19 protein-coding genes are annotated in these 22,552 nt (G+C 67.5%); 15 read left to right on the top strand and 4 right to left on the bottom strand.

Annotated elements, in window-relative coordinates:
* The first annotated feature begins 25 nt into the window (after positions 1-25).
* On the top strand, positions 26-1,555 hold the full coding sequence (locus GEV26_RS09365) for an acyl-CoA synthetase (protein ID WP_153652820.1): 1,530 nt from the start codon (positions 26-28) through the stop codon (positions 1,553-1,555).
* On the opposite strand, the gene GEV26_RS09360 is transcribed toward GEV26_RS09365, so the two are convergent.
* Positions 1,545-2,009 (bottom strand): acyl-CoA thioesterase, encoded by a 465-nt coding sequence (locus GEV26_RS09360; RefSeq protein ID WP_194839804.1) that lies wholly within the window; start codon positions 2,007-2,009, stop codon positions 1,545-1,547. The genes GEV26_RS09365 and GEV26_RS09360 overlap by 11 nt on opposite strands.
* 114 nt (positions 2,010-2,123) lie before the next feature.
* Between GEV26_RS09360 and GEV26_RS09355 the strand changes: the two genes are divergently transcribed.
* From GEV26_RS09355 to GEV26_RS09305, 11 genes are all read left to right on the top strand, one after another.
* Positions 2,124-3,152, top strand: coding sequence for an aldo/keto reductase (locus tag GEV26_RS09355; RefSeq protein WP_153652818.1), 1,029 nt, complete (start codon positions 2,124-2,126; stop codon positions 3,150-3,152).
* A 169-nt stretch (positions 3,153-3,321) separates the two neighbouring features.
* Positions 3,322-4,587 carry an ABC transporter substrate-binding protein gene (locus GEV26_RS09350; RefSeq protein WP_153652817.1) on the top strand — a complete coding sequence of 422 codons (1,266 nt, stop codon included), beginning with the start codon at positions 3,322-3,324 and terminating at the stop codon, positions 4,585-4,587.
* A 95-nt stretch (positions 4,588-4,682) separates the two neighbouring features.
* Entirely contained in the window at positions 4,683-7,439 is a 2,757-nt protein-coding gene (locus tag GEV26_RS09345) for an ABC transporter permease subunit (protein ID WP_153652816.1), read from the top strand.
* Positions 7,436-8,161 (top strand): ABC transporter ATP-binding protein, encoded by a 726-nt coding sequence (locus GEV26_RS09340; protein ID WP_153652815.1) that lies wholly within the window; start codon positions 7,436-7,438, stop codon positions 8,159-8,161. Before GEV26_RS09345 ends, GEV26_RS09340 begins: the two co-directional genes overlap by 4 nt.
* A 90-nt stretch (positions 8,162-8,251) precedes the next feature.
* The gene (locus GEV26_RS09335) at positions 8,252-9,427 is read left to right on the top strand and encodes an acyl-CoA dehydrogenase family protein (protein ID WP_153652814.1); all 1,176 of its coding nucleotides are present in this window, start codon (positions 8,252-8,254) and stop codon (positions 9,425-9,427) included.
* Positions 9,424-10,629 carry a CaiB/BaiF CoA transferase family protein gene (locus tag GEV26_RS09330; RefSeq protein ID WP_153652813.1) on the top strand — a complete coding sequence of 402 codons (1,206 nt, stop codon included), beginning with the start codon at positions 9,424-9,426 and terminating at the stop codon, positions 10,627-10,629. Before GEV26_RS09335 ends, GEV26_RS09330 begins: the two co-directional genes overlap by 4 nt.
* Before the next feature lie 38 nt (positions 10,630-10,667).
* On the top strand, positions 10,668-11,405 hold the full coding sequence (gene fabG, locus GEV26_RS09325) for a 3-oxoacyl-ACP reductase FabG (protein WP_208430942.1): 738 nt from the start codon (positions 10,668-10,670) through the stop codon (positions 11,403-11,405).
* A complete protein-coding gene (locus tag GEV26_RS09320) occupies positions 11,405-12,637 on the top strand; it encodes an acetyl-CoA C-acetyltransferase (protein ID WP_243838681.1) in 1,233 nt (410 codons plus the stop codon). The genes fabG and GEV26_RS09320 overlap by 1 nt, the downstream gene beginning before the upstream one ends.
* A gap of 33 nt (positions 12,638-12,670) precedes the next feature.
* Positions 12,671-13,669, top strand: a complete 999-nt coding sequence (locus GEV26_RS09315; RefSeq protein WP_153652811.1) for a quinone oxidoreductase family protein — start codon at positions 12,671-12,673, stop codon at positions 13,667-13,669.
* Between the two features lie 129 nt (positions 13,670-13,798).
* A complete protein-coding gene (locus GEV26_RS09310) occupies positions 13,799-15,382 on the top strand; it encodes an ABC transporter substrate-binding protein (protein ID WP_153652810.1) in 1,584 nt (527 codons plus the stop codon).
* An 18-nt stretch (positions 15,383-15,400) separates the two neighbouring features.
* Positions 15,401-16,225, top strand: coding sequence for a mycofactocin-coupled SDR family oxidoreductase (locus GEV26_RS09305; protein WP_153652809.1), 825 nt, complete (start codon positions 15,401-15,403; stop codon positions 16,223-16,225).
* Between the two features lie 56 nt (positions 16,226-16,281).
* Here GEV26_RS09305 and GEV26_RS09300 read toward each other — a convergent pair whose 3' ends face one another.
* Together GEV26_RS09300 and GEV26_RS09295 are read right to left on the bottom strand one after the other, a co-directional pair.
* A complete protein-coding gene (locus GEV26_RS09300; RefSeq protein ID WP_153652808.1) occupies positions 16,282-17,550 on the bottom strand; it encodes an FAS1-like dehydratase domain-containing protein in 1,269 nt (422 codons plus the stop codon).
* Positions 17,551-17,559: 9 nt separating this feature from the next.
* The gene (locus GEV26_RS09295) at positions 17,560-19,086 is read right to left on the bottom strand and encodes a class I adenylate-forming enzyme family protein (protein WP_153652807.1); all 1,527 of its coding nucleotides are present in this window, start codon (positions 19,084-19,086) and stop codon (positions 17,560-17,562) included.
* Positions 19,087-19,241: 155 nt separating this feature from the next.
* Between GEV26_RS09295 and GEV26_RS09290 the strand changes: the two genes are divergently transcribed.
* Positions 19,242-20,018 (top strand): alpha/beta fold hydrolase, encoded by a 777-nt coding sequence (locus tag GEV26_RS09290; RefSeq protein WP_194839803.1) that lies wholly within the window; start codon positions 19,242-19,244, stop codon positions 20,016-20,018.
* 18 nt (positions 20,019-20,036) lie between these two features.
* On the opposite strand, the gene GEV26_RS09285 is transcribed toward GEV26_RS09290, so the two are convergent.
* A complete protein-coding gene (locus tag GEV26_RS09285; protein WP_194839802.1) occupies positions 20,037-20,774 on the bottom strand; it encodes an SDR family NAD(P)-dependent oxidoreductase in 738 nt (245 codons plus the stop codon).
* Between the two features lie 108 nt (positions 20,775-20,882).
* Between GEV26_RS09285 and GEV26_RS09280 the strand changes: the two genes are divergently transcribed.
* The gene (locus tag GEV26_RS09280) at positions 20,883-21,656 is read left to right on the top strand and encodes a 3-hydroxyacyl-CoA dehydrogenase (RefSeq protein WP_153652804.1); all 774 of its coding nucleotides are present in this window, start codon (positions 20,883-20,885) and stop codon (positions 21,654-21,656) included.
* Positions 21,653-22,546, top strand: coding sequence for a crotonase/enoyl-CoA hydratase family protein (locus GEV26_RS09275; protein ID WP_153652803.1), 894 nt, complete (start codon positions 21,653-21,655; stop codon positions 22,544-22,546). The genes GEV26_RS09280 and GEV26_RS09275 overlap by 4 nt, the downstream gene beginning before the upstream one ends.
* Positions 22,547-22,552 lie beyond the last annotated feature (6 nt).

Below are 22,552 nucleotides of genomic sequence, written 5' to 3'. Positions count from 1 at the left end.
CCGTGCGGGAGACAAGGACTACGTGATGCAGCTGACCACGCTCGCGGCCGAGCACGGCGACAAGCCGGCGATCATCATGGGAGCGTCGGGGGAGACCCTGTCGTACCGGGAGCTCGAAGCGCGCTCGAACCAGATCGCGCACCTGTTCCGCGAACGCGGACTCGGGGCGGGCGACCACATCGCGATCCTGCTGGAGAACAGGCTCGAGATCTTCCCGATCGTCTGGGCGGCGCAGCGCTCCGGCCTGCTCTACACGCCGGTCAACTGGCATCTTTCGCCGGCCGAAGCCGCCTACATCGTCGACAACTGCGAAGCGAAGCTGCTCATCTCGTCGTCATCGCTCGAGTCGATTGCCGCCCCCGCGGCGGCGTCCGCATCGCGGCTGACCGCTCGACTCGTGGTCGGTGAGCGGGTCGAGGGCGTCGAGCACCTGGACTCCGCCATCGCGGATCTGTCGCGCGAGCCGATCTCCGACGAGGCCGAGGGCTACTACATGTTCTATTCCTCGGGGACGACGGGACGGCCGAAGGGCATCCTGCCGGAGCTGTCGGGCGAGTCATTCGGCACAGGACTCAGTATCGACCACACGATGCGCGCCGCGTTCTCGTTCAGCGCCGCGACCAGGTTCCTGAGCACCGGCCCGCTCTACCACGCAGCACCATTGGCGTGGTGCATCGGAGCCGTGCGCAACGGTGGCACGGCGGTCGTGATGGAGAAGTTCGACGCCGAGGCGGTGCTTCGCCTGATCGACCGGCACCGCATCACGCACGCCCAGTTCGTGCCGACGATGTTCGTCCGGATGCTCAAGCTGGCCGACGACGTCAGGGCCGCGTACGACGTGTCGAGCGTGCAGCTGGCGATCCATGCGGCAGCACCCTGCCCGATCGAGGTCAAGGAAAGGATGATCGAGTGGTTCGGGCCCACGCTGGTCGAGTTCTATGCCGGCAGTGAAGGCAACGGCTTCTTCATGATCGACTCGCCGACCTGGTTGACACACAAAGGCTCGGTGGGCACGGCGCTCACCGGGGTCGTCCACATCTGCGATGACGAGGGCCGCGAGCTGGGTCCGCATGAGATCGGCACGATCTGGCTCAGCGACAACAAGCGCTTCGAGTACCACGGGGACCCCGTGAAGACCGCGGCCGCGTACAACGACAAGGGGTGGAGCACGCTCGGCGATCTCGGTCATGTCGATCAGGAGGGCTTCTTGTACTTGTCGGACCGGCGAACCGATCTGATTCTCTCCGGTGGCGTCAACATCTATCCCCGCGAGATCGAGGATGCGCTGACGTTGCATCCGGCCGTCGGAGACGTCGCAGTCATCGGTCTGCCGGACGGTGAGATGGGCCAGCGGGTGCACGCCGTGATCGAGGTGGCTGAAGGATCGACACCGGGCCCCGAGCTGGCCGAGTCTCTCATCGGCTTCTGCCGCGACCGGCTCGCGCACTTCAAGGCGCCTCGTTCGGTCTCCTTCGAGCCGGTTCCCCGACTGCCCAGCGGCAAGATACTCAAGCGCGAGCTGATGCAGCGGTTCCAGGACGCGTCTACGCGCTGACGGGTGCGCCGATCCGGCTCTGCTCGAGGTACGCCCGGAACCAGTCGGGCAGCGGTGTGGCAGCGCCGTCGCCGTCGACGACGACTGCGGTCGTCTGGGCCAGCCCCACGCAGATGCCGCCCTGGAAGAGTGCTTGGGACGTCGTGAACGAGCTCCGGCCGACATGAGCTGCTCCCGTCCCGATCTGCACGGGTGCCGGGTAATGGACCTCGCCCAGGTAGTGAATCGCGATCTGCGCGACCACGACAGCGATCGGATCGTTCCCCGCACGTTCGCGGTGGAACCGAACGCGGCCCTCTTCGTAGAGCTGTGCAATGGCGACGTTGTTGACGTGCTTGGCCGGATCCATGTCGCCGAAACGGGTGCTGATCTCGTACCACCGGGGATACAGCGACCGGTCGGTCAGCTCTGGGCGGGGCCGGGCGGGCGGAGGGGTCTGGATCGGCGTCGACACGCGTCCAGGATATAGCCCCATCCGTGCCACGAAACGCACAAAAAGTGTAATCATCAACTCAATTGATGAAGGGGTCGGACGGGCCCGTCCCTGCTAGAGACATGGAGCACCCACATGCAGATGCGTCTACTCGGCAAGACCGGGATCCAGGTGTCGAACCTGTGCCTGGGGGCGATGTCCTTCGGGAGCATGGGCAATGCGGACCAGGATGACTGCCTCAGGATCATCGGGCGCGCGCTCGATGCCGGCATCAACTTCATCGACACCGCCGATGTGTACTCGCGCGGAGAGTCCGAGCAGATCGTCGGCCGGGCCCTCAAGGGGCGACGAGACGACATCGTGCTCGCGACGAAGTTCTACAACCCCATGGGGCGGGTGCCGAATCAGCGTGGCGCATCCCGCCGGTGGATCATCAAGGCCTGCGAGGACAGCCTGCGGCGCCTCGACACCGACTACATCGATCTGTACCAGGTGCATCGTCTCGACGAGAACACCGATCTCGACGAGACGCTCGGCGCCTTGAGTGATCTCGTGCGACAGGGCAAGGTGCGCGCGATCGGCACCTCGACCTTTCCCGCTGAGGCGATCGTCGAGGCGCAGTGGACGTCAGAGCGCCGGGGGCACGTCAAGGTGCGGTGCGAGCAGCCGCCCTACTCGATCTTCGTCCGAGGTGCCGAACGCGACATCTTTCCTGCCTGCCTGCGTTACGGGATGGGTGCGATCGTCTGGAGCCCGCTCAACGGCGGGTGGCTCACCGGCAAGTACTCGGGGGGCGTACCCGCGGTCGAGGGCTCGCGCTTCGACCGACTGGACCGCGGCACGTGGCGACTGGACGCGCCCGGATCGGATCGGAAGGCGGATCTGGTGCCTCGACTGTCCGATCTGGCGGCGGGCGCCGGCCTCGACCTGATCGGCATGGCCCTCGCCTTCACGCTCGAGCACCCTGCTGTGACGTCGGCGATCATCGGGCCGCGCACGATGGAGCAGCTCGAGAGCCAGCTCCCCGCCGCCGACGTACGGCTCGATGCCGCAGTGCTCGACCGGATCGATGCGCTGGTACCTCCGGGAGACACGATCACTCGCGGGGATATTTCCTTTGAACCGCAGTCGCTTCGCCACATTCAGGCGCGGCGCCGCGGGTGATGGCCAGGAAGTGCGCCCAATCCGTGTACAGGAAGCCGGTTACCGACTACATTCAACTCATTCATCTACCTAGGTGACGTGCATCACGCGATGCGTCGATCACGCCATCCGGGCGCCCAGCAGGGACGGGCGCGTGCTCGAGATGACCGTCCAAGGCCGAAGGAAGTCAATGACAACACCACGAAGCATCACCCGGCGCTCGCGCGCAACGAAGGCGCTGAGGTTCGGTGCCGCCGTGTCAGCCCTCGCCCTCGTGGCCGCTGCCTGTGGCAGCAGCTCGGACGAGGGATCGGGGGGTGGCGGCGACAAGGACAGCAGCGCCGCCTTCCCCGCCGGGACGCAGGAAGGCGTCAAGGCGGAGGGCACCCCGGTCAAGATCGGTGTCGTCAACCCCGAGGGCGGCCCGGCCGTCTCCTACCCGCAGGCGCGGGAGTCGACGGCTGCGGCGGTCAAGTACGCGAACGACAACCTGGGCGGCATCGGTGGTCGTCCGATCGAGGCCGTCGTGTGCAACCACGACGAGGAGCCCGTGACCGCGCGCGCCTGCGCCAACAAGATGGTCGAGGAGAAGGTCGCCGCCGTCCTGTCCACCACCACCGGTAACGGCGACTCGATGGCGCCCATCATCACCAAGGCGAAGATCCCCTACGTCTCGGCGTCGGGCAGCGCTGCCTCGGAGCTGACCTCCGAAGGTGCGGCGATGTGGACCGGTGGCTTCCCGGGCACGCTGGTCTCGATGGCCAAGTACTCGGCCCAGAAGGGCTACAAGAGCGTCACGGCGTTCGTCATCAACGTTCCCTCGGCCGTCGGCGGAGCCAAGTCGTTCGCCACACCGGCCTTCAAGGCCGCCGGCATCGACATCAACATCGTCCCCGTGCCCCTGGGCCTGCCCGACGCCACCCCGCAGGTGAGCGCCGGTCTCAAGGGCAAGCCCGGCGGCTACATCGTCATCGGCGATGCCTCGATGTGCACGTCGGTGTTCAAGGCCGCGGCGACCCTGGGCACCGAGGTGCCGGCCATGACCATCCAGGCCTGCTTCGATCCCACGACCATCAAGGCCGTCGGCTCCGGCCTGGACGGCGCGGCGGTCTTCACCGCAGCAGATGTCTCGGGCGACAACGACGAGGCCAACCTGTACAAGGCCGTGATGGCCAAGTACTCGCCCAAGACCGAGATCGGTGGCTACGCCACGATCGGCTACGCCGGCATGCTCGGCCTGGTCCGCGCCACCGCCGATCTCGAGGGCGAGCCGACGAGCGAGTCGATCATGACCGCGATCAAGAGTGCCAAGGACGTCCCGCTGCCCTTGGTGCCGGGTGCCACGTTCACGTGTGACGGCACCGCGGTTCCGGGCCTGAACGCGGTCTGCAGCTCGGCGATCCTCGTGGGCACCGTGAAGGACGGCGAGCTGACGAAGACCGAGCTCGTCAAGTGATCGGACTCGACGTCTGATCGGCCCGGCGAGCGATTCCGCTCGCCGGGCATCCCCTTGCAACACCTGTCCCACCCCTTGAGAGAACGGCTGCACCGGTGAGTGAACATCTTGTCTTCTTGTTGCTTGGCCTCGGCAACGGTGCGGTCTACGCCGCCCTCGCCCTGGCCCTGGTGCTGACCTACCGAAGCTCGGGTGTGGTCAACTTCAGCACCGGTGCAGTCGCTCTCTACGTGGCGTACACCTACGCCTTCCTGCGCAATGGCGAGTTCCTGATCCCGATCCCCGGACTGCCGACCACGGTCTCGGTCGGCGACTCGATGGGACTCGTGCCGGCCATGGCGCTGTCGCTGCTGCTGGCGGCGATGCTGGGCGCGCTCCTCTACGTCCTGGTGTTCCGACCACTGCGCTCGGCGCCGCCGGTCGCCAAGGCAGTCGCCTCGGTGGGCGTCATGCTGGTGGTCCAGGCGCTGATGGCCATGCGGGTCGGCACGACGCCGGTCTCGGTCGAGCCGATCCTCCCCGACAACAGTGTCGAGGTGGGCGCCGTTCGCATCCCGATGGACCGGGTCTGGTTCGCGGTGATCATCGTGGCCCTGGCCATGGCGCTGACGCTCGCCTTCCGCATGACCAAGTTCGGCCTGTCGACCCGTGCCGCAGCGGAGTCCGAGAAGGGGGCACTGGTCACCGGCCTCTCGCCCGACCGCATCGCCTTCGGCAACTGGGCGCTCAGCATCGCCGTCGCAGGTCTCAGCGGCATCCTGATCGCGCCGATCGTCCCGCTCATCCCGGTGTCGTACACCTTGTTCATCGTCCCGGCCCTGGCTGCGGCCCTGGTCGGCAACTTCAACGCGATCGGCCCGGCGGTCTTCGCCGGCATCGGCATCGGCATGCTGCAGTCCGAGATGACGAACCTGCAGAGCTCGATCTCGTGGTTCCCGCAGGCCGGCCTGTCCGAGCTCATCCCGCTGGTCATGATCCTGGTCCTGCTCGTGGTCCGCGGTCGCCCGCTGCCGTCCCGGGGCGCCATCATCCAGCAGACTCTCGGCCGTGCTCCGCGGCCGAATCACCTGCTAGGCCCGACGCTGCTGGCCGTCGCCGCTGCCGTCCTCCTGCTGTTCCTCACCACCGGCAGCTACCGTGCCGCCTTCATCATCAGCCTGACGATGGCGATCATCGCCCTGTCCCAGGTCGTGGTGACCGGCTTCGCGGGCCAGATCTCGTTGGTGCAGCTCACGCTCGCGGGGGTCGCCGCCTTCTCGCTGAGCCGTCTGGGTGACCAGCTGGACATCCCGTTCCCGCTCGCCCCGCTGCTCGCCGCGCTGATCGCGATGGTCATCGGTGTCGTCCTCGGACTCCCGGCACTGCGCATCCGCGGCCTGCCCGTCGCGGTGGTCACGCTGGCCATCGCGGTCGCGCTCGAGGCGTTCTGGTTCAAGAACAACGACCTCAACGGCGGGCTCGATGGCGCGCCGATCGGCGATCCGACCCTGTTCGGCTGGGACTTCGGGATCGGCGCGGGCGAGAACTACCCGCGCATCCAGTTCGGCCTGATGTGCCTGGCCGTGCTCGTCGCGGTCGCGCTCGGCGTGGCCAAGCTCCGGACCAGCCGCCTGGGCGCCTCGATGCTCGCGGTGCGAGCCAATGAGCGCTCTGCCGCGGCGGCGGGCATCGACGTCTCGCGCACCAAGGTGCTGGCATTCGCCATCGGCGCCTTCATCGCGGGTCTGGGCGGCGCGCTGCTGGGCTACGCACAGTCGGTCGCCTCGGCGGAGTCCTACTCGGCCATCGCCGGCCTCGGTGTCTTCGCGATGGTCTACCTGGCCGGCATCACCTCGGTCTCGGGCGGCATCCTGGCCGGCATGCTCGCCGGCGGCGGCATCATCTTCATGGCTGCCGAGCGCTGGCTGCACGTGGGCGACTACTACACCGTGCTGAGCGGTGTGGCGCTGATCCTGACCGTCATCCTGTACCCGGAGGGTCTCATCGGCCACCTGCACGGTCACGCGGCCCGCGTCCGTCGGCTCGTCCGCCGGTTCCTGCCGGCGCGATCGGCCTCGGCGAACCCGGCGCCGCCGGTGGTCGAGCAGATCGCCGCACGGCCGGTCAGCGACGAGCGCCTGCTCAGTGTCGACGGCGTGGGGGTGAGGTACGGCGGCGTTGTCGCCGTCGACGATGTGTCCTTCGACGTGTTCGGCGGAGAGATTGTCGGCGTGATCGGCCCCAACGGTGCCGGCAAGACGACGCTGATCGACGCGATGAGCGGCTTCGCCGACTCCACCGGATCGGTGACCCTCGGCTCCACCAAGCTTGCGGGCGTCAAGCCCCATGCGCGCAGCCGGCTCGGCCTCGGCCGCACCTTCCAGGGCATCGAGCTGTACGACGACCTCACGGTCCGCGAGAACGTAGCCGTGGGATCGGTCGCGGCTCGCGGCTCCGCCGACGAGGCGGGCTCGGTCACCGACATCGATGTCCTGTTCCACCTGCTCGACCTCGACGACGACGCGAACCGCGCCGTGGGTGAGCTGTCCCAGGGGCAGCGTCAGCTGGTGTCGATCGCCCGGGCACTCGCGGGCGGCCCGCAGGTCGTGCTGCTGGACGAGCCGGCCGCCGGCCTCGACAGCACCGAGAGCCGGTGGCTCGGTGAGCGGCTGCGCAGCGTCCGCGACGCCGGTGTCACTGTCGTGATGGTCGACCACGACATGGGCCTCGTGCTCGACGTGTGCGACCGCATCATCGTGCTGGATCTCGGTCGTGTCATCGCCGTGGGAACCCCCGCGGAGATCCAGTCCAATCCCGCAGTGGTCAAGGCCTACCTCGGCACCACTCATGCCCCCGTGGAGGTCATGTCATGAGCACGATCCTGGAGCTGAAGGACCTCGCAGCCGGATACTCCGGTGGCCGCCCCGTCGTCCGCGACCTCAACCTGGCCGTCGAGCAGGGCGAGATCCTCGCACTGCTGGGCCCCAACGGCGCAGGCAAGACGACCATGTTGCTCACCGCGTCCGGCCTCCTGCCGAGCCTGTCCGGCAGCATCGAGATCGACGGCACCCCGGTGAAGTCGGGCAACGCGCGGGCGGCCGTGCGCGCCGGTCTCGTGCTGGTGCCCGACGACCGTGCGCTGTTCACGACGCTGACGGTCGAGGAGAACCTGCGCCTGTCCCGACAGCGCAAGGGCACCACGGTCGACAAGGTCCTGTCGTACTTCCCGGCGCTCAAGGAGCGCTTCAAGGTCGGTGCAGGACAGCTGTCCGGCGGCGAGCAGCAGATGCTCGCGATCGGCCGGGCCCTCATGCAGGATCCCAAGGTGTTGCTGATCGACGAGTTGAGCATGGGCCTCGCGCCCGTGATCGTGGAGGGGCTGCTGCCCGTGCTGCGCCGGGTCGCAGATGACACCGGTGCGGCGATCCTGCTGGTGGAGCAGCACGTCATGCTGGCACTCGACCTGGCCGACACCGCGGTCGTGGTGGCTCATGGCCAAGAAGTGCTGCGGGGGGCTGCGTCGGATCTGGCCCGGTCGCCGCAGCGGATCGAGCAGGCTTACCTGGGCAGCGCGCCGCCTCTCGCCGTCTCGTAACCGCGGCTCATGTCGTTTATTGAGTGAACTGTATGCGTGTATGCTGAGCGACAGTTCGATCGCGGGCGATGAGACTGAAGGGCGACCCACATGACCAGCAAGCAGGCGACAGTCGGTGCCGAGGACTTTGAGCTGATCAGGCAGCAGGTGCGTGCCTTCGTTCGCCACGACGTGGTGCCCAGGGAGGAGGAGATCGCCGACAGCGACGCGATCCCCGATGACATCCGGCGCAAAGCCGCCGACATGGGCCTGTTCGGCTACGCGATTCCCGCCGAGCACGGCGGCCTGGGTCTCGACATCACCCAGGACGTCCAGCTCGCGCTGGAGTTCGGCTACACGTCGCTGTCGTTCCGTTCGATGTTCGGCACCAACAACGGGATCGCGGGTCAGGTGCTGGTGGGATTCGGCACCGAGGAGCAGAAGTCGCGGTGGCTCGAGCCGATCGCGTCGGGCCAGGTGGTCGCCTCTTTCGCGCTGACCGAACCCGAGGCCGGATCCGACCCGTCAGGGCTGACGACCAAGGCCGAACGCGATGGAGACGACTGGGTCATCACAGGCAACAAGCGCTTCATCACGAATGCGCCGGAGGCTGATCTGTTCGTGGTCTTCGCCCGCACCCGACCTGCCGACGAGAACGGCACGGGGATCGCGGTCTTCCTGGTCCCCGCCGACTCCGCCGGAGTGTCGGTCGGCCCCAGAGACAAGAAGATGGGACAGCAGGGCGCTTCGACGGCAGAGGTCGTCTTCGACGGCGTGCGTGTGGGTCACGATGCCGTCGTCAGCGGAGATGTCGACACGGGCTTTCGGGCAGCGATGAGCGTGCTCGCTCGCGGACGGGTGCACATCGCGGCCCTCGCGATCGGACAGGCGGAACGCGCGCTCGAGGAGTCGGTCGCCTTCGCATCGACCAACCGTCAGGGCGGGCGCCCGATCGGTGAGAACCAGCTGGTGCAGGCGATGCTCGCAGAGCAGAAGACCCTCTGCATGGCCGGACGAGCGCTCGTCACCGAGGCGGCCGCCGCCTACCTGAGCGGTGCTGACCGCCGACTCGGACCGTCGGCGGCGAAGCTCTTCTGCACCGAGTCCGCCGGTCGGGTCGCCGATCTCGCCGTGCAGGTCCACGGCGGCTCGGGCTACATGCGAGGCGTGACGGTCGAGCGCATCTATCGGGACATCCGGCTGCTGCGGTTGTACGAAGGCACGAGCGAGATCCAGAAGCTCATCGTCGGCCGGCAGCTGCTGCGCGACGTCGGCAAGGGGTCGTGACCACCTCCGGCCCCACCCAGGGGGAGAGACCGCTCGAGGGCGTCACCGTCGTGAGCCTCGAACAGGCCGTCGCCGCGCCGCTCGCAACGCGTCACCTCGCGGACATGGGTGCGCGCATCATCAAGATCGAGCGCATCGACGGCGGCGACTTCGCCCGCGACTACGACGATGTGGTGGACGGGCTGGCCAGTCATTTCGTCTGGCTCAACCGCTCGAAGGAGTCGGTCGCCCTGGATCTCAAGAGCTCCGCCGGCGTCGAGGTGCTCGAACGGCTCGTCGCGGGCGCCGACGTCTTCTTGCAGAATCTGGCACCCGGTGCACTTGAGCGGATGGGCTTCGGCCTGGAGGATCTCGCGGCACGGTATCCGGGACTCGTGATCGCCAACATGTCCGGATACGGAACGTCCGGGCCATTCGGCGACCACCGCGCCTACGACATGCTCGTGCAGGCCGAGACAGGGCTCATCGCGGTCACTGGGACGACCGACGAGCCGGCCAAGACCGGCGTGCCCACGGCAGACCTCGCGGCGGGAATGTACACGCTGTCCGGCGTTCTCGGTGCGCTCTTCCGCAAGGCCCGGACCGGCAGGGGTGCCATCGTCGACGTCTCGATGTTCGACGCGACGATCGAGTGGATGAGCCACCCGATGTACATGTCGATGTACACGGGGCAGGAGATTCCCCGGATGGGAATCGGTCATCCCGCGATCGTGCCCTACGACGCCTATCCGACCAAGGACGGCCAGGTGCTCATCGGCGTCCAGAACAATCGGGGGTGGGTCAGGCTCGTGACCGAGGTCTTCGGCCGACCCGAGTGGGCTGATCATCCCGACTACGAGACCAACGTCAAGCGCTGCCGTCATCGTGAGACCGTCGACGAGCTCGTGAGCGGCCAGACCATCCGGTTCACGAGTCGAGAGCTGCTCGACGCCTTGGTCGAGGCGGGGGTTCCGGCGGCGCGGCTCAACAGCGTGGCCGACATGGTCGACCATCCCCAGCTCGCGGAGAGAGGTCGCTGGGCGGAGGTGGAGACGGAGAAGGGACCGATCCCGGCGCTGTTGCCACCCGTCACGTTCCGCGACGTGGCGGCCCGGATGGATCCCGTCCCGGGTCTCGGCGCCCATACGTCGTCGGTCCTCGCGGGAGTCGGCTACGCCGCCGCCGAGATCGACGATCTCAGGCGGCGAGCCGTCATCGCATGACCGAACTCCCTCGCACCTGCGACCCTGAAAGGACATCCATGTTGCTGCAAGACCGTGTCGCCGTGATCACGGGAGGCGCCCAAGGCATCGGCCTCGCGATCGCCGAGAGATTCGTCGCCGAAGGAGCGCGGGTCGTGCTCGGCGACATCGACGCCGATCTCGGCCGGGCGGCTGTCGCTCACCTGGGTGGTCCCGACGTGGCCGCGTCAGCGGTGTGTGATGTGCGCGATGCAGCGCAGATGGAGGTGCTGGTCGCCCTGGCGGGCACGGCCTTCGGCTCGGTCGACGTGATGGTCAACAATGCGGGGATCACGCGGGATGCCACGATGCGCAGGATGACCGAGCAGGAGTTCGACGATGTCATCGGCGTCCACCTCAAGGGCTCCTGGAACGGCACCCGCGCCGCCGCAGCCGTGATGCGTGAGGCGGGTCGCGGATCGATCATCAACGTCTCGTCCCTCTCGGGGAAGGTCGGCATGATCGGGCAGACGAACTACTCGGCCGCCAAGGCGGGCATCGTGGGTCTCACGAAGGCCGCCGCCAAGGAGGTCGCGCACCTCGGCGTGCGCGTCAACGCGGTCCAGCCCGGGCTCATCCGGACCGCGATGACCGAGGCCATGCCGCAGCGGATCTGGGACCAGAAGATGGAGGAGATCCCCATGCGACGCGCGGGAGAGCCTGCCGAGGTCGCTGGTGTCGTGCTGTTCCTCGCGAGCGATCTGTCGAGCTACATGACCGGGACCGTCCAGGAGATCACCGGCGGGAGGTTCATGTGATGAGTTCCGTGATGCGTGAAGCCGTCATCTGCGAGCCCGTCCGCACGGCCGTCGGGGGGTTCGGCGGCATGTTCCGCGATGTGCCGGTCACGGTACTGGCCGCGACCGTGATCAAGGGGCTCGTCGAGCGCACGGGACTGACCTCTGCCGACATCGACGATGTCATCTTCGGCCAGGGGTACGCCAATGGAGAGGCCGCAGGCCTCGGGCGCATCGCAGCGCTCGACGCCGGCCTCGACGTCAGCGTCCCCGGTCTGCAGCTCGATCGTCGCTGCGGCTCGGGACTCCAGGCCGTCGCCTATGCGGCCATGCAGGTCCAGACGGGGGTCAGCGATCTGGTCCTCGCCGGCGGGGCCGAGAGCATGAGCCAGGCCGAGTTCTATGCCACCGGGATGCGGTGGGGTGTGCAGGGCGACGGGGTCGTCCTGCAGGACCGGCTGGCCCGTCCGCGGGTGACGTCGGGCGGTGTGAACTTTCCCGTCGAGGGCGGGATGATCGAGACGGCCGAAAATCTGCGCGAGCAGTACTCGATCTCGCGGACCGAGCAGGACGAGCTCGCGATGCGATCGCATCAGCGTGCATCGGCAGCGGTCGACGCCGGTACGTTCGAGGCCGAGATCATCCCCGTCGTGATCCCCGCGACGCGAAGGAGGCCCGAACAGATCATCACCCGCGACGAGCATCCTCGACCGGACACGACGATGGAGTCGCTCGCGAGATTGCGTCCGATCCGGGCCGCCGTCGACGCACAGGCCACGGTCACGGCCGGCAATGCCAGCGGGCAGAACGATGGCGGCGCGGCGGCGATCGTGACGACGCCCGATCGGGCCGAGCAGCTCGGTCTTCGGCCGCTGGCGCGGCTTGCCGGGTGGGGTGTCGCCGGAGTGCCTCCCCGCACGATGGGCATCGGTCCTGTGCCCGCTGTCGCGAAGGTCCTGGGCAAGCTCGAGCTCACGCTCGCCGACATGGACCTGATCGAGCTCAACGAGGCGTTCGCAGCGCAGGTGCTGGCGTGCACGCGCGAATGGGGCTTCGGATCGGCCGATCACGACCGCCTCAACGTCAATGGCTCCGGGATCTCCCTCGGCCACCCGATCGGCGCCACGGGCGGGCGCATCATGGCCAATCTGCTGCGCGAGATGGATCGGCGCGAGGTCCGATACGGGCTCGAGACGATGTGCATCGGTGGCGGCCAGGGCATCGCGGCCGTCTTCGAACGGTGGACGGCCTGACATGCCCCTGCCACTTTCACTCAGGAGAACCACATGAAGGCCATGATCGTCAACGAGCAGGGCGCGCCCGATGTGCTCCGGCTGAGCGAGATCGCCACGCCTGAGCCCGGGCCGGGGGAGATCCGGGTCGACGTGTCCACTGCGGGTGTCAACTTCCTCGACGTCCAGCAGCGGTCGGGCAACTACAGGATGAGAACGCCCTTCGTCGCCGGCAACGAGGGCGCAGGCGTCGTGTCGGCGATCGGCGACGGCGTGACCGAGGTGCACGTCGGCGATCGTGTCGGCTGGGCGATGATCGCGCAGTCGGGCTACGCCGAGCACGTCGTGATCGACGCCGATCGGGCGATCCCGCTTCCCGATGCGATCGATGACGAGACCGCGGCGGCTGTTCTTCTCCAGGGCCTCACCGCCCACTACCTGACGCGCTCGACCTATCCCGTGCAACCGGGGGACACCGTCCTCGTCCATGCCGCCGCGGGCGGCACGGGGCTGCTCGTCACCCAGATGGTCAGGCTCGCCGGAGGGCGGGTGATCGGGACCGCCTCGACCCGGGAGAAGGCCGAGATCGCGCGTGAGGCGGGCGCCTTCGAGGTGCTCGCGTCGGGGACCGACGATCTCGTCGCGAAGGTGCGGGACCTCACCGCGGGCCACGGTGTCGCCGCGGTCTATGACGGAGTCGGCAAGGACACCTTCGAGGCGAGCCTCAAAAGCCTCGGCAGGCGCGGCACGCTCGCGCTGTACGGCTCCGCGAGCGGTCCCGTGCCGCCATTCGACCTCCAGCGCCTGGCTCGCGGCTCGCTGAGCGTGGCTCGCCCCGGTCTGGTGGACCACATCGCGACGCGCGCGGAGCTCCTCTGGCGTGCGGCCGAGGTCTTCGACTGGCTCGAGCAGGGCTCGCTCGCGGTCCGTGTCGGCGGTCGCTACGCGCTCGCCGACGCCGCCCGCGCGCATGAGGACCTTGCCGGCCGCAGGACGACGGGCAAGCTCGTGATCGCTGTTCGAGGTCCTGCAACATCCCAGCTCGACCGATAGCTCCCACCCCACCGCCCCGGCAATCCGGCCAATAAGTATACAGGGTTGACATAGTGAACTGATTACAAGAGGGTGAACGGGTCCGGGTCGATGTGACCTGGGACATAGAGCGATGTCTAGGAGACCTGAATGAAGAACCTTCGTGTGCCGGTGGTGGGGGCGCTCGCCGCCCTCACCCTCGCGTTGTCCGCCTGCGGTGGCGGCTCTGATGCCGACAAGTCCGAGGGCGGCTCGGGCAGCGCAGGAGAGATCGACCGCTCCGCGACGCTGCGCGCGACCTGGGTCATCCCGGCCATGGCGCTGGATCCCCACACAGCGCCCAGCCCGACGGCTCAGTATGCCTACGTCGCCCCCGTGTACGACCGCCTGACTCAGATGATCGAGGGCGAGAAGGGCCCGGAGATCGCGCCGATGATCGCCGAGTCGTGGGAGTTCGCGGAAGACGGAATGTCCGCCACCTTCACGCTGCGTGACGACGCGACATTCACCGATGACTCGAAGGTCGACGCGGCCGCCGTCAAGGCGAGCCTGGACCGGGCGCTGAACTCTCCGAAGTCGACCGTCAAGGGCTATCTCTCGATGATCGACAAGGTCGAGGTCGTCGATCCGACCACGCTCACGATCACGACCAACCGACCGTCCGCGGACCTTCCGTACGTCCTGTCGAACAGCTACGGCAGCATCATCAATCCCGCTGCCCTCGACAACCGGGATCTCGACGTGAAGCCCCAGGGCTCCGGCGGCTACGTGGCCACCAAGGTCGAGCTCGGCAAGGGCGTCACCTACGAGCGCCGTGACGGCTACTGGGACCCTGAGGCCCAGAAGGTCGCCAAGATCGAGATGTCGGGTGTTCCCGACCCGAATGCGCGCATCAACGGGATGAGGGGCGGCCAGGCCGACTTCAGCCTGGTCCAGCCCCAGCAGTACGACGCAGTCTCCAAGCTCGGTGACGGCTTCAAGCTCGAGACGTACAGCCCGACGGGCCAGTTCTACGCTCTTGAGCTCAACACGAATGCGCCGAACCTGAACAAGGTCGAGGTGCGCCAGGCGCTCAACTACGCGATCGATCGCGAAGGTATCAGCGAGTCGCTGCTCGACGGTCAGGCTCCGGACGCGATCCAGCCGCTGAGCAAGAACCTCGAGGGCCACCTCGAGGATCCTCCGGTCAAGTACGACTACGATCCGGCCAAGGCCAAGGCCCTGCTGGCCGACGCGGGGCTGGCCGACGGCTTCAGCATGACGATGGTCGCGGGCGCGTACTCGCCGGTCACGGAGATGGCGCAGGCTCTCCAGGCACAGCTGGCCGAAGTGGGCGTCGAGCTGAAGATCTCACCGCTCGATCCGGTCCAGGCCGTCGCGGCGTGGGGTCCCGACACCAAGTACGACTCGACCCTCCAGGTGCGGGTCGGCAGCCAGACGGGTGCGCTCACGCTGCAGAACAACTACCTGGTCCCGACCCGGTTCGTGGGTGAGGTGCCCGCCGAGGTGCGCGAGTCCATCGACGGTGCCTTCGACCCCACGATCGATGACGCTGAGCGGGTTGCCCTGCTGGAGACCGCCTCGAAGGCGATCAACGAGCAGGCCCTGGACGTCTTCATGAACCAGGTTCCGTCCTTGGTGGTGACGACGGACAAGGTCGTCGGCGCCGACAAGATGGGCCAGGCGGGCTTCCAGGGGATCTTCGATCTGCGCTACGTGGGAATCGCCAAGTGAAGCAGGGGAGTCACTGAGATGGCAGCGGCGGGCAGAGTTGCCGGCAAGGTCGCACTCGTCACAGGTGCGGCCCGGGGGATGGGCCGTGCGCACGCGGTGCGGCTCGCCAAAGAAGGGGCGGATGTCATCGTCCTCGACGTCTGCGCGCCGCTGCCGAGTGTCGCCTACCCGGGTGCCTCTCGCGACGACCTCCACGAGACCGTTCGTCTCGTGGAGGTCGCCGGACGTCGCGCGGTCGCGATCGTCGCGGACGTTCGTGACCACGACCTGCTGTGCTCCGAGGTCGCGGTGGCCGTTGACCGGCTCGGCGGCCTCGACATCATCGTCGCGAACGCCGGCATCTGCGTCGTGGCGCCGTGGGACCGGGCGACACCTGAGATCCTCAAGGACACCCTCGACATCAACGTCGTCGGGGTGTGGAACACGGTCATGGCCGGCGCTCCGCACCTCGTGGCTCGCGGGGGAGGCTCGGTCATCCTGATCAGCTCCGCAGCCGGCCTGAAGGTTCAGCCGTACATGGTGCACTACACCGCGAGCAAGTTCGCGGTGACGGGCATGGCCAAGGCCTTCGCGGTCGAGCTGGCCAAGGACTCGATCCGCGTCAACAGCGTCCATCCGACGGGGGTCGAGACCGGCATGAGCGCCGGCGGCGGACTCCAGGCAGCGATCGGGGCGGCGATCGAAGCCGATCCCCGTCCTGCGGGGATGTTCACCAACATGCTGCCGGTCGAACGGGTCGCCGCCGAGGACGTGGCCGATGCCGTGCTGTTCCTGGCATCTGATGAGTCCAAGCACGTCACGGCTCTGGCCATGACGGTCGACGCGGGCGTCACGCAGTACTGACCACGCGGGAACGACGAAGGGCCCCTACCACGTGGTGGTAGGGGCCCTTCGCGGCTTCAGTGACCGGCAGGGCGCAGCAGCTCTGCATGGCGCGTCATCATCTCGATCGCGCTGCGCTGGAGATCAGCGGGGACCTCCGGGAGGAGAGCGGGTCCGTGCTCGCGGCTGGGCAGCGACACCGAGGCGGTGCCGCGCATGGTCTCCTCATCGCGCTGGTTCACCGCGCGGAACACGATGTCGACGAGCTGCCGCCCGGCTTCCTCGCGCTTTCCGGACACCTCGGCGCTGAAGAACTGGGTGTCGCCCTCGTAGTTGAACTTGCGGATCTCATCGTGCTGCGAGACCACCCAACCGTCGTCCCCGGCCCAATCGGTCAGGTAGTGGTGCATCCAGCACTCCCGAAGCACGCCGTAGTCGTAGGCGTAGGGATTGCCGATCTGCTGGGCCCATTCGGAGTCCCAGTGGACGCGCTGGGCGACATCGGGGACGCCGTGCGCGTTCTTGACGTAGAACGCGGGGATGCGCTGACGATTCTGATAGGCCATGCGGCCGGTCTTCAGGCCGTACGGGACGAAGCCGTAGCCGCCCGCGTGGAAGACGATGATGTCGGTCGTCGTCAGAGGGCCCTTGACCATGGGCGGGAGGGCCTCGCCGATCGCGACATCCTCGATGTAGCGGGGGTCGGCACCGCGACGCGTCTCGGCGGCGTAGATCTCGTCGATGCGGGCCAGGTCTTCGTCTGTGTAGTGGGGTGACTCGACGTCTGCGTACTTCGCACGGCTCTTGGCGGCTTTGCGCTCAGTCAGGACCGTCAAGGTGCGGTAGACGCCCACGACCTCGGCGTTCTGATTCATCTTGACCTTGCGATTCCTGCGAATCACCGAGCGACCCGCGAACTCCGAGCTCTTCTCCTCGACGCTCTCGAGGCCGCCGAAGCTGTAGAGCGTGTCGCCGGGACGGATCGGGCGGTACCAGTCCCAGGTGCCACCTGAGACGAAGGCGTGGATGCCGCGGTAGCTGCCGCCGCGTTCGCCCTTGCCGGGGCGTTCGCCGCGCAGGGGCGTGTTGACGACTGCAGCCATGATCGGCGGGGCGACCTGACCGCCCCATCGGGTGCCGGCTGCGTACGCGGGATCGGTGAACAGGGGGTTGTCATCGCCGTAGCCGTTCGCGAAGTTGCGGATCGACTCATAGGTCGCGGTACCGATGAGCTCATGATCGGGGACGGCCCAATGGCGTCCGGCGATCGCCCGATCCTTGTCGACGTCGGCGTCGTTGAACACATCGGCCGTTGCGGCCTCGAACTCCTGCTGCTGCGTGGTCATGGTTTCTCCTCAGGATGGGTTGGTGAACAGCGCTTTGACGAGCGGGCGGCTCACCTTCATGGAGGGTGTCAGCGGCAGCTCGTCGACGATCTTGAGGTCGACCGGCCGCTGGTAACGCGTGAGTCGGCCGTCGAGCCATTCCCACAGCTCGGCGACCTCGACGGGCTGGCGCAGGGTTACCGCGACGGCCGGGACCTCGCCGAGTCGTTCGTGGGGGAGTCCGACGCACGAAGCGGACAGCACTGCAGGATGCGCCAGGAGGGCATCCTCAATGACGCTGGGCGGGATCTTGAAGCCGCCGCGGTTGATCGCATCGTCGGCACGCCCGTGGATGTACAGGAATCCGTCCTCGTCGATCGAGGCCAGATCGGTCGTGCGCGTCCAGCCGGTCTCGGTCTCGGGGAGCTGCCCGCCGCGTGCCTCGAGCAGGCCGATCTCACCGCTCGGGAGCAGCTCGAGGGAATCGCGATCCACGATGCGCAGATCGATCCCGTGGTGGGCGCGGCCCACGCTTCCGCGCTTGCTGGTGCCCCAGCGCTTGCGGTCGGTCAGGCTCCAGCCGGCGATCGCGCCTGCGAACTCCGTCGCGCCGTACGTGACCAGGACGGGGATGCCGTACTTGTCCTCGAACGCATCGGCCATTGCCGCAGGAAGGGGGGCAGTGCCGGAGCCGACGGCCTTCACACCCTCGAAGACGTCCTGCGGAACGTCGGCATCCAGGACCATGCGCATCGCGGTGGGTGGGAGCCCGACGAACGGCGGCTTGCTCCTGCGCATGAGCTCGACCCAGGGATCGACCTCGAACTTCTCCATGAGGGCCGTCTCCCGACCGAGCAGGACGTGCGCCACAGCGAAGTACAGGCCGCTGATGTGAGCCAGCGATGCCCACAGGATCGCGGTGCCCGAGCGAAGCTTTGCCGGGTCGGTGTCCTTGATGGGCGTTCCGGCGGCCAGGTAGGCAGCCGTCATCCGTTCGTATGTCAGCTCGACGCGTTTGGGTCGACCGGTCGTCCCGCTGGTCATCATCAGCACCGCGATGTCGGTCGCGGGCAGGAGCGAGGGGGCCGCCGTCCACGTGGCGTCGTGGGCGACCAGGCCATGCTCTCCCGAGCACTCGATCGCGATCGCCCCGATGTCGGCGGCGGCGCGGACGACGTGCTCGCGCGCCCAGTCCTCGGGATCGGCGATGACGACGTCGGGCGACAGCGCGCGGATGTCGTCACCGAGCCCGGAGTCGCCCAGGTGTGGGCTGAGCGTGACGATCTCGCGACCGGTGGCGATCGTGGCGATCACGGACGCCACCGAGCCAGGACGGTTGCGCAGGACGATGCCGATCCGATGGGCCCGCGGCTCGGCGGCCAACAGCTTCTCGAGGGCCTCGACGGCGTCGCGGAAGTACGACCACGTGAGCTTCTGTGAGCCGAATGCGAGCGCGGGCGCCTCGGGATCGATCGCGAGAACCTGCTGGATGCGGCGCGAGAGAAGGCGCGTGGATCTCAGCGACGCCTCCTGGTCGCTCGACTGCTCGATGTTCATGCTTCCCTCGATCAATGGATGTGAGTACTGTTGATTAGATTAATCAGTTACTTAATTATATGCAAGGTTGTGAGAGTGTGACCCAGATTTCCCACCAGGCCGGTGAGTCCCGAGACCACACGCTGGATCAATTCGTGGAGGTGCGGGGAGCACGCGTGAGGTTCGCAGTGAGCGGCGCCGGGGTGCGTGACCTGGTGCTGTTGCACGGCCACCACGCCAACCACACGTGGTGGCACCGGGTCGCACCGCTCCTGGAGCCGTGCTGGCGCATCACCCGGCTCGACTTCAGCGGCCACGGAGACAGTGATCATCGTGACGGTTATGACGGCTCTCTCTGGGCCGAGGAGGTGCGTGCGGTCGCTGAGGCGGCCGGCGTCGAACGGCCCGTGCTGGTGGGTCACAGCATGGGAGGCCGTATCGCTCTGGCCGCCGCGGCGGAACGGCCCGCGGGAATCAGCGGCGTCATCACGCTCGACACCGCGCTGCGTCCTCCCGGTGCTGCCTTCCGGTTCGGCTGGCATCCCGAGCGCGTGCCGCGAGTGCGCGCGACCAAGGCCGAGGCGTTGGGCCAGTTCCGGCTGGCTCCTGATCAGCCCGAGCCCGCGGAGGAGATTCTGGCGGCCGTCGCCCAAGCCTCCATACGGCAGGTTGATGGCGGCTGGACGTGGAAGTACGATCAGCGCGGCCTGCCCGGGATGCGACGCGAGTACGTCGAGGAGCGTCTCGCAGCCCTCCCGGTGCCCGTTTGCTTCATCTACGCCGAGCGCAGCGCCATCGTGGGTGCCGACACGATCGCCTACCTGCAGAGCATCCCGATCGCCGGAGGGGTCGAGATCGTGGAGATGCCCGGACTCCACCACCACCTCATCCTCGAGGACCCTGTGCGGTGTGCCGAGCTGATCGACGAGCACGCAACGAGACTGTTCAGCTGACCGTCGGCCCGGCGACCACTACTCCTTGGAATTGATGAGACTCGTCGGGCCGGCGCGCCTGCCGCCGTCGACATCGAAGATGCTTCCGCTGATGAACCCAGCAGCAGCGGAAGCCAGATACTGCACCGCGCTGGCGACGTCCTGTGGCGTGCCGACGCGTTGCACCGCGATGCCGCGGGCGACCCGTGCGTAGGCGGACTCATCGATGGCACCTTTGTAGAGCTCGGTGTCGGGCACGAAGCCTGGCGAGACGCAGTTGGCGGTGATCCCTTCCGCGCCCACCTCGCTCGCGACCTGCACGATCCATCGATTGAGGGCTGCCTTGCTCGCGGCGTAGGCGACCTCGCCGCCATTGCTCTTCGCGCTGGCAGAGGTGATCGCGATGAAACGGCCGCCGTCTCGTCGCAGGAGAGGTCGCAGCGCGTGCTCGAAGAGCACGGCCGACAGGATGTTCGCTCGGACGATGAAGTTCCAGTGCTCGGCCACCTGCTCGAGGCCCTCGTGCGGACCGGTGTTGCCGCTTCCGGCGTTGGCGATGGCCACGTCGATCGTCCCGAGTCGGCTCTCCAGCTCGGCGGCAAGCGCCCTCAGCTGGTCGGGGTCGGTCACGTCCGCAGGGATCGCCATCACGTTGTCGCGTCCTGCGGCCACCCGCTGGAGAATCTCTGCACGCCGGCCGACGATCACGACGATGGATCCGGCGTCGGCGAAGGCGGTCGTGATCGCCTTGCCGATCCCGGTGCCGCCACCCGACACGACGACGACATGCGGAGAGTTCGAGTTCATCGGTGCTCCTGACGATCGAGAACGGTAATCTAAATCTCTAATTGAGATTACTCATTCGGTGGAGCAGAGGAGTGGAGCATGGACATTGCCGGCAAAGTCGCTCTCGTGACGGGTGGCGCCTCGGGGCTCGGTCTGGCGACGGTCCGTCGTCTTTCGGCCGACGGCGCCAAGGTCGTCATCGTGGATCTGGCGTCCTCGGACGGAGTGTCCGTGGCGCAGGAACTCGGACCCGACGCAGTCTTCGTCCCTGCGGACGTCACGGACGAGGACCAGGTCCAGGCGGCGGTCGACACTGCCGCCGGTCTCGGGCAGCTGAGGGTCACGGTCAACTGCGCCGGAATAGGCAATGCGATCAAGGTCGTGGGCCGGGACGGTTCGCCCTTCCCCCTGAGTGACTTCCGCCGTGTCGTCGAGGTCAACCTGATCGGGACCTTCAATGTCACCCGCCTCGCGGCGGCCTGCATGGTCGCCACGTCCGAAGAGGTCGAAGAGGTCGAAGAGCGCGGCGTCATCGTCAACACCGCCTCTGTCGCAGCGTACGACGGCCAGATCGGCCAGGCCGCCTACTCCGCATCGAAGGGCGGCGTGGTCGGCATGACACTGCCGATCGCCCGCGATCTCGCGCAGCACAAGATTCGCGTCAACACGATCGCGCCGGGCCTGTTCCTGACGCCCCTGCTGCAGTCGCTGCCCGATGAGGCGCTCGCATCGCTGGGGTCACAGGTCCCGCACCCGTCCCGGCTCGGCGATCCGGTGGAGTACGCCTCCTTGGTCGCACACATCGTGTCGAACCCGATGCTCAACGGTGAGACGATCCGGCTCGACGGTGCGATCCGGATGGCACCCCGATGACCCGCGAGGTAGCCGGCTTCGACACGATCTCGCTCGAGATCGATGCCGACGGCATCGCGGTCCTGACCCTCCGACGTCCCGATCGGCTCAATGCCTTCACTGCCGAGATGCTGGAGGAGCTGATCGCAGCCTTCGACCTGACGGACGCCGACGATGCGGTGCGGGCCGTCATCGTGACGGGGAGCGGGCGCGCGTTCTGTGCCGGGGCCGATCTGTCGGCGGGCGACACGACCTTCGACTACGCGGCCAACGGCGACACCCCCGCGAGGGGCAGGTACGAAAACGGCATCCACCGCGATGGTGGCGGTCTCGTGACATTGCGGATCTTCGAGAGCCTCAAGCCCGTGATCGCTGCGATCAACGGGCCGGCTGTCGGTGTCGGCGCGTCCATGACCCTGCCGATGGACGCTCGGCTGGCGACGCCAGACACCAAGGTGGGCTTCGTCTTCGCGCGTCGCGGACTCGTGCCGGACGCTGCGGCATCATGGTTTCTTCCGCGGCTCGTCGGGCTGCCGACCGCCTTGGAATGGTCCTACTCCGGCAGGATCTTCACGACCGAAGAGGCAATGGATCGTGGACTCGTCAGCGCCCTTCACGCTCCCGACGATCTGCTCCCGGCGGCCCGCACGCTTGCCTTGTCGATGGTCTCGGACTCGGCACCGGTCTCGATCGCGCTGACCCGTCAGCTCATCTGGCGTATGGCAGGTGCGGCGCACCCGATGGACGCCCACCGCGCCGACAGCCGCGCGCTGGAGATCCAGGGCGCATCCGATGACGTCCGGGAGGGTGTCATGTCGTTCTTGGAGAAGCGCAAGCCCGTCTTCCCGCGGAAGGTCTCCTCCGACATGCCACACATCTGGGAGGGGCAGGAGGCCCCGGAGTTCTCGTGACCTGAC

It is taken from the genome of Aeromicrobium yanjiei (genome assembly GCF_009649075.1).
Taxonomy (GTDB): domain Bacteria; phylum Actinomycetota; class Actinomycetes; order Propionibacteriales; family Nocardioidaceae; genus Aeromicrobium; species Aeromicrobium yanjiei.
The sequence above is the reverse complement of the archived record's forward strand: the minus strand, read 5'-3'. Positions and strand labels throughout refer to the sequence as shown.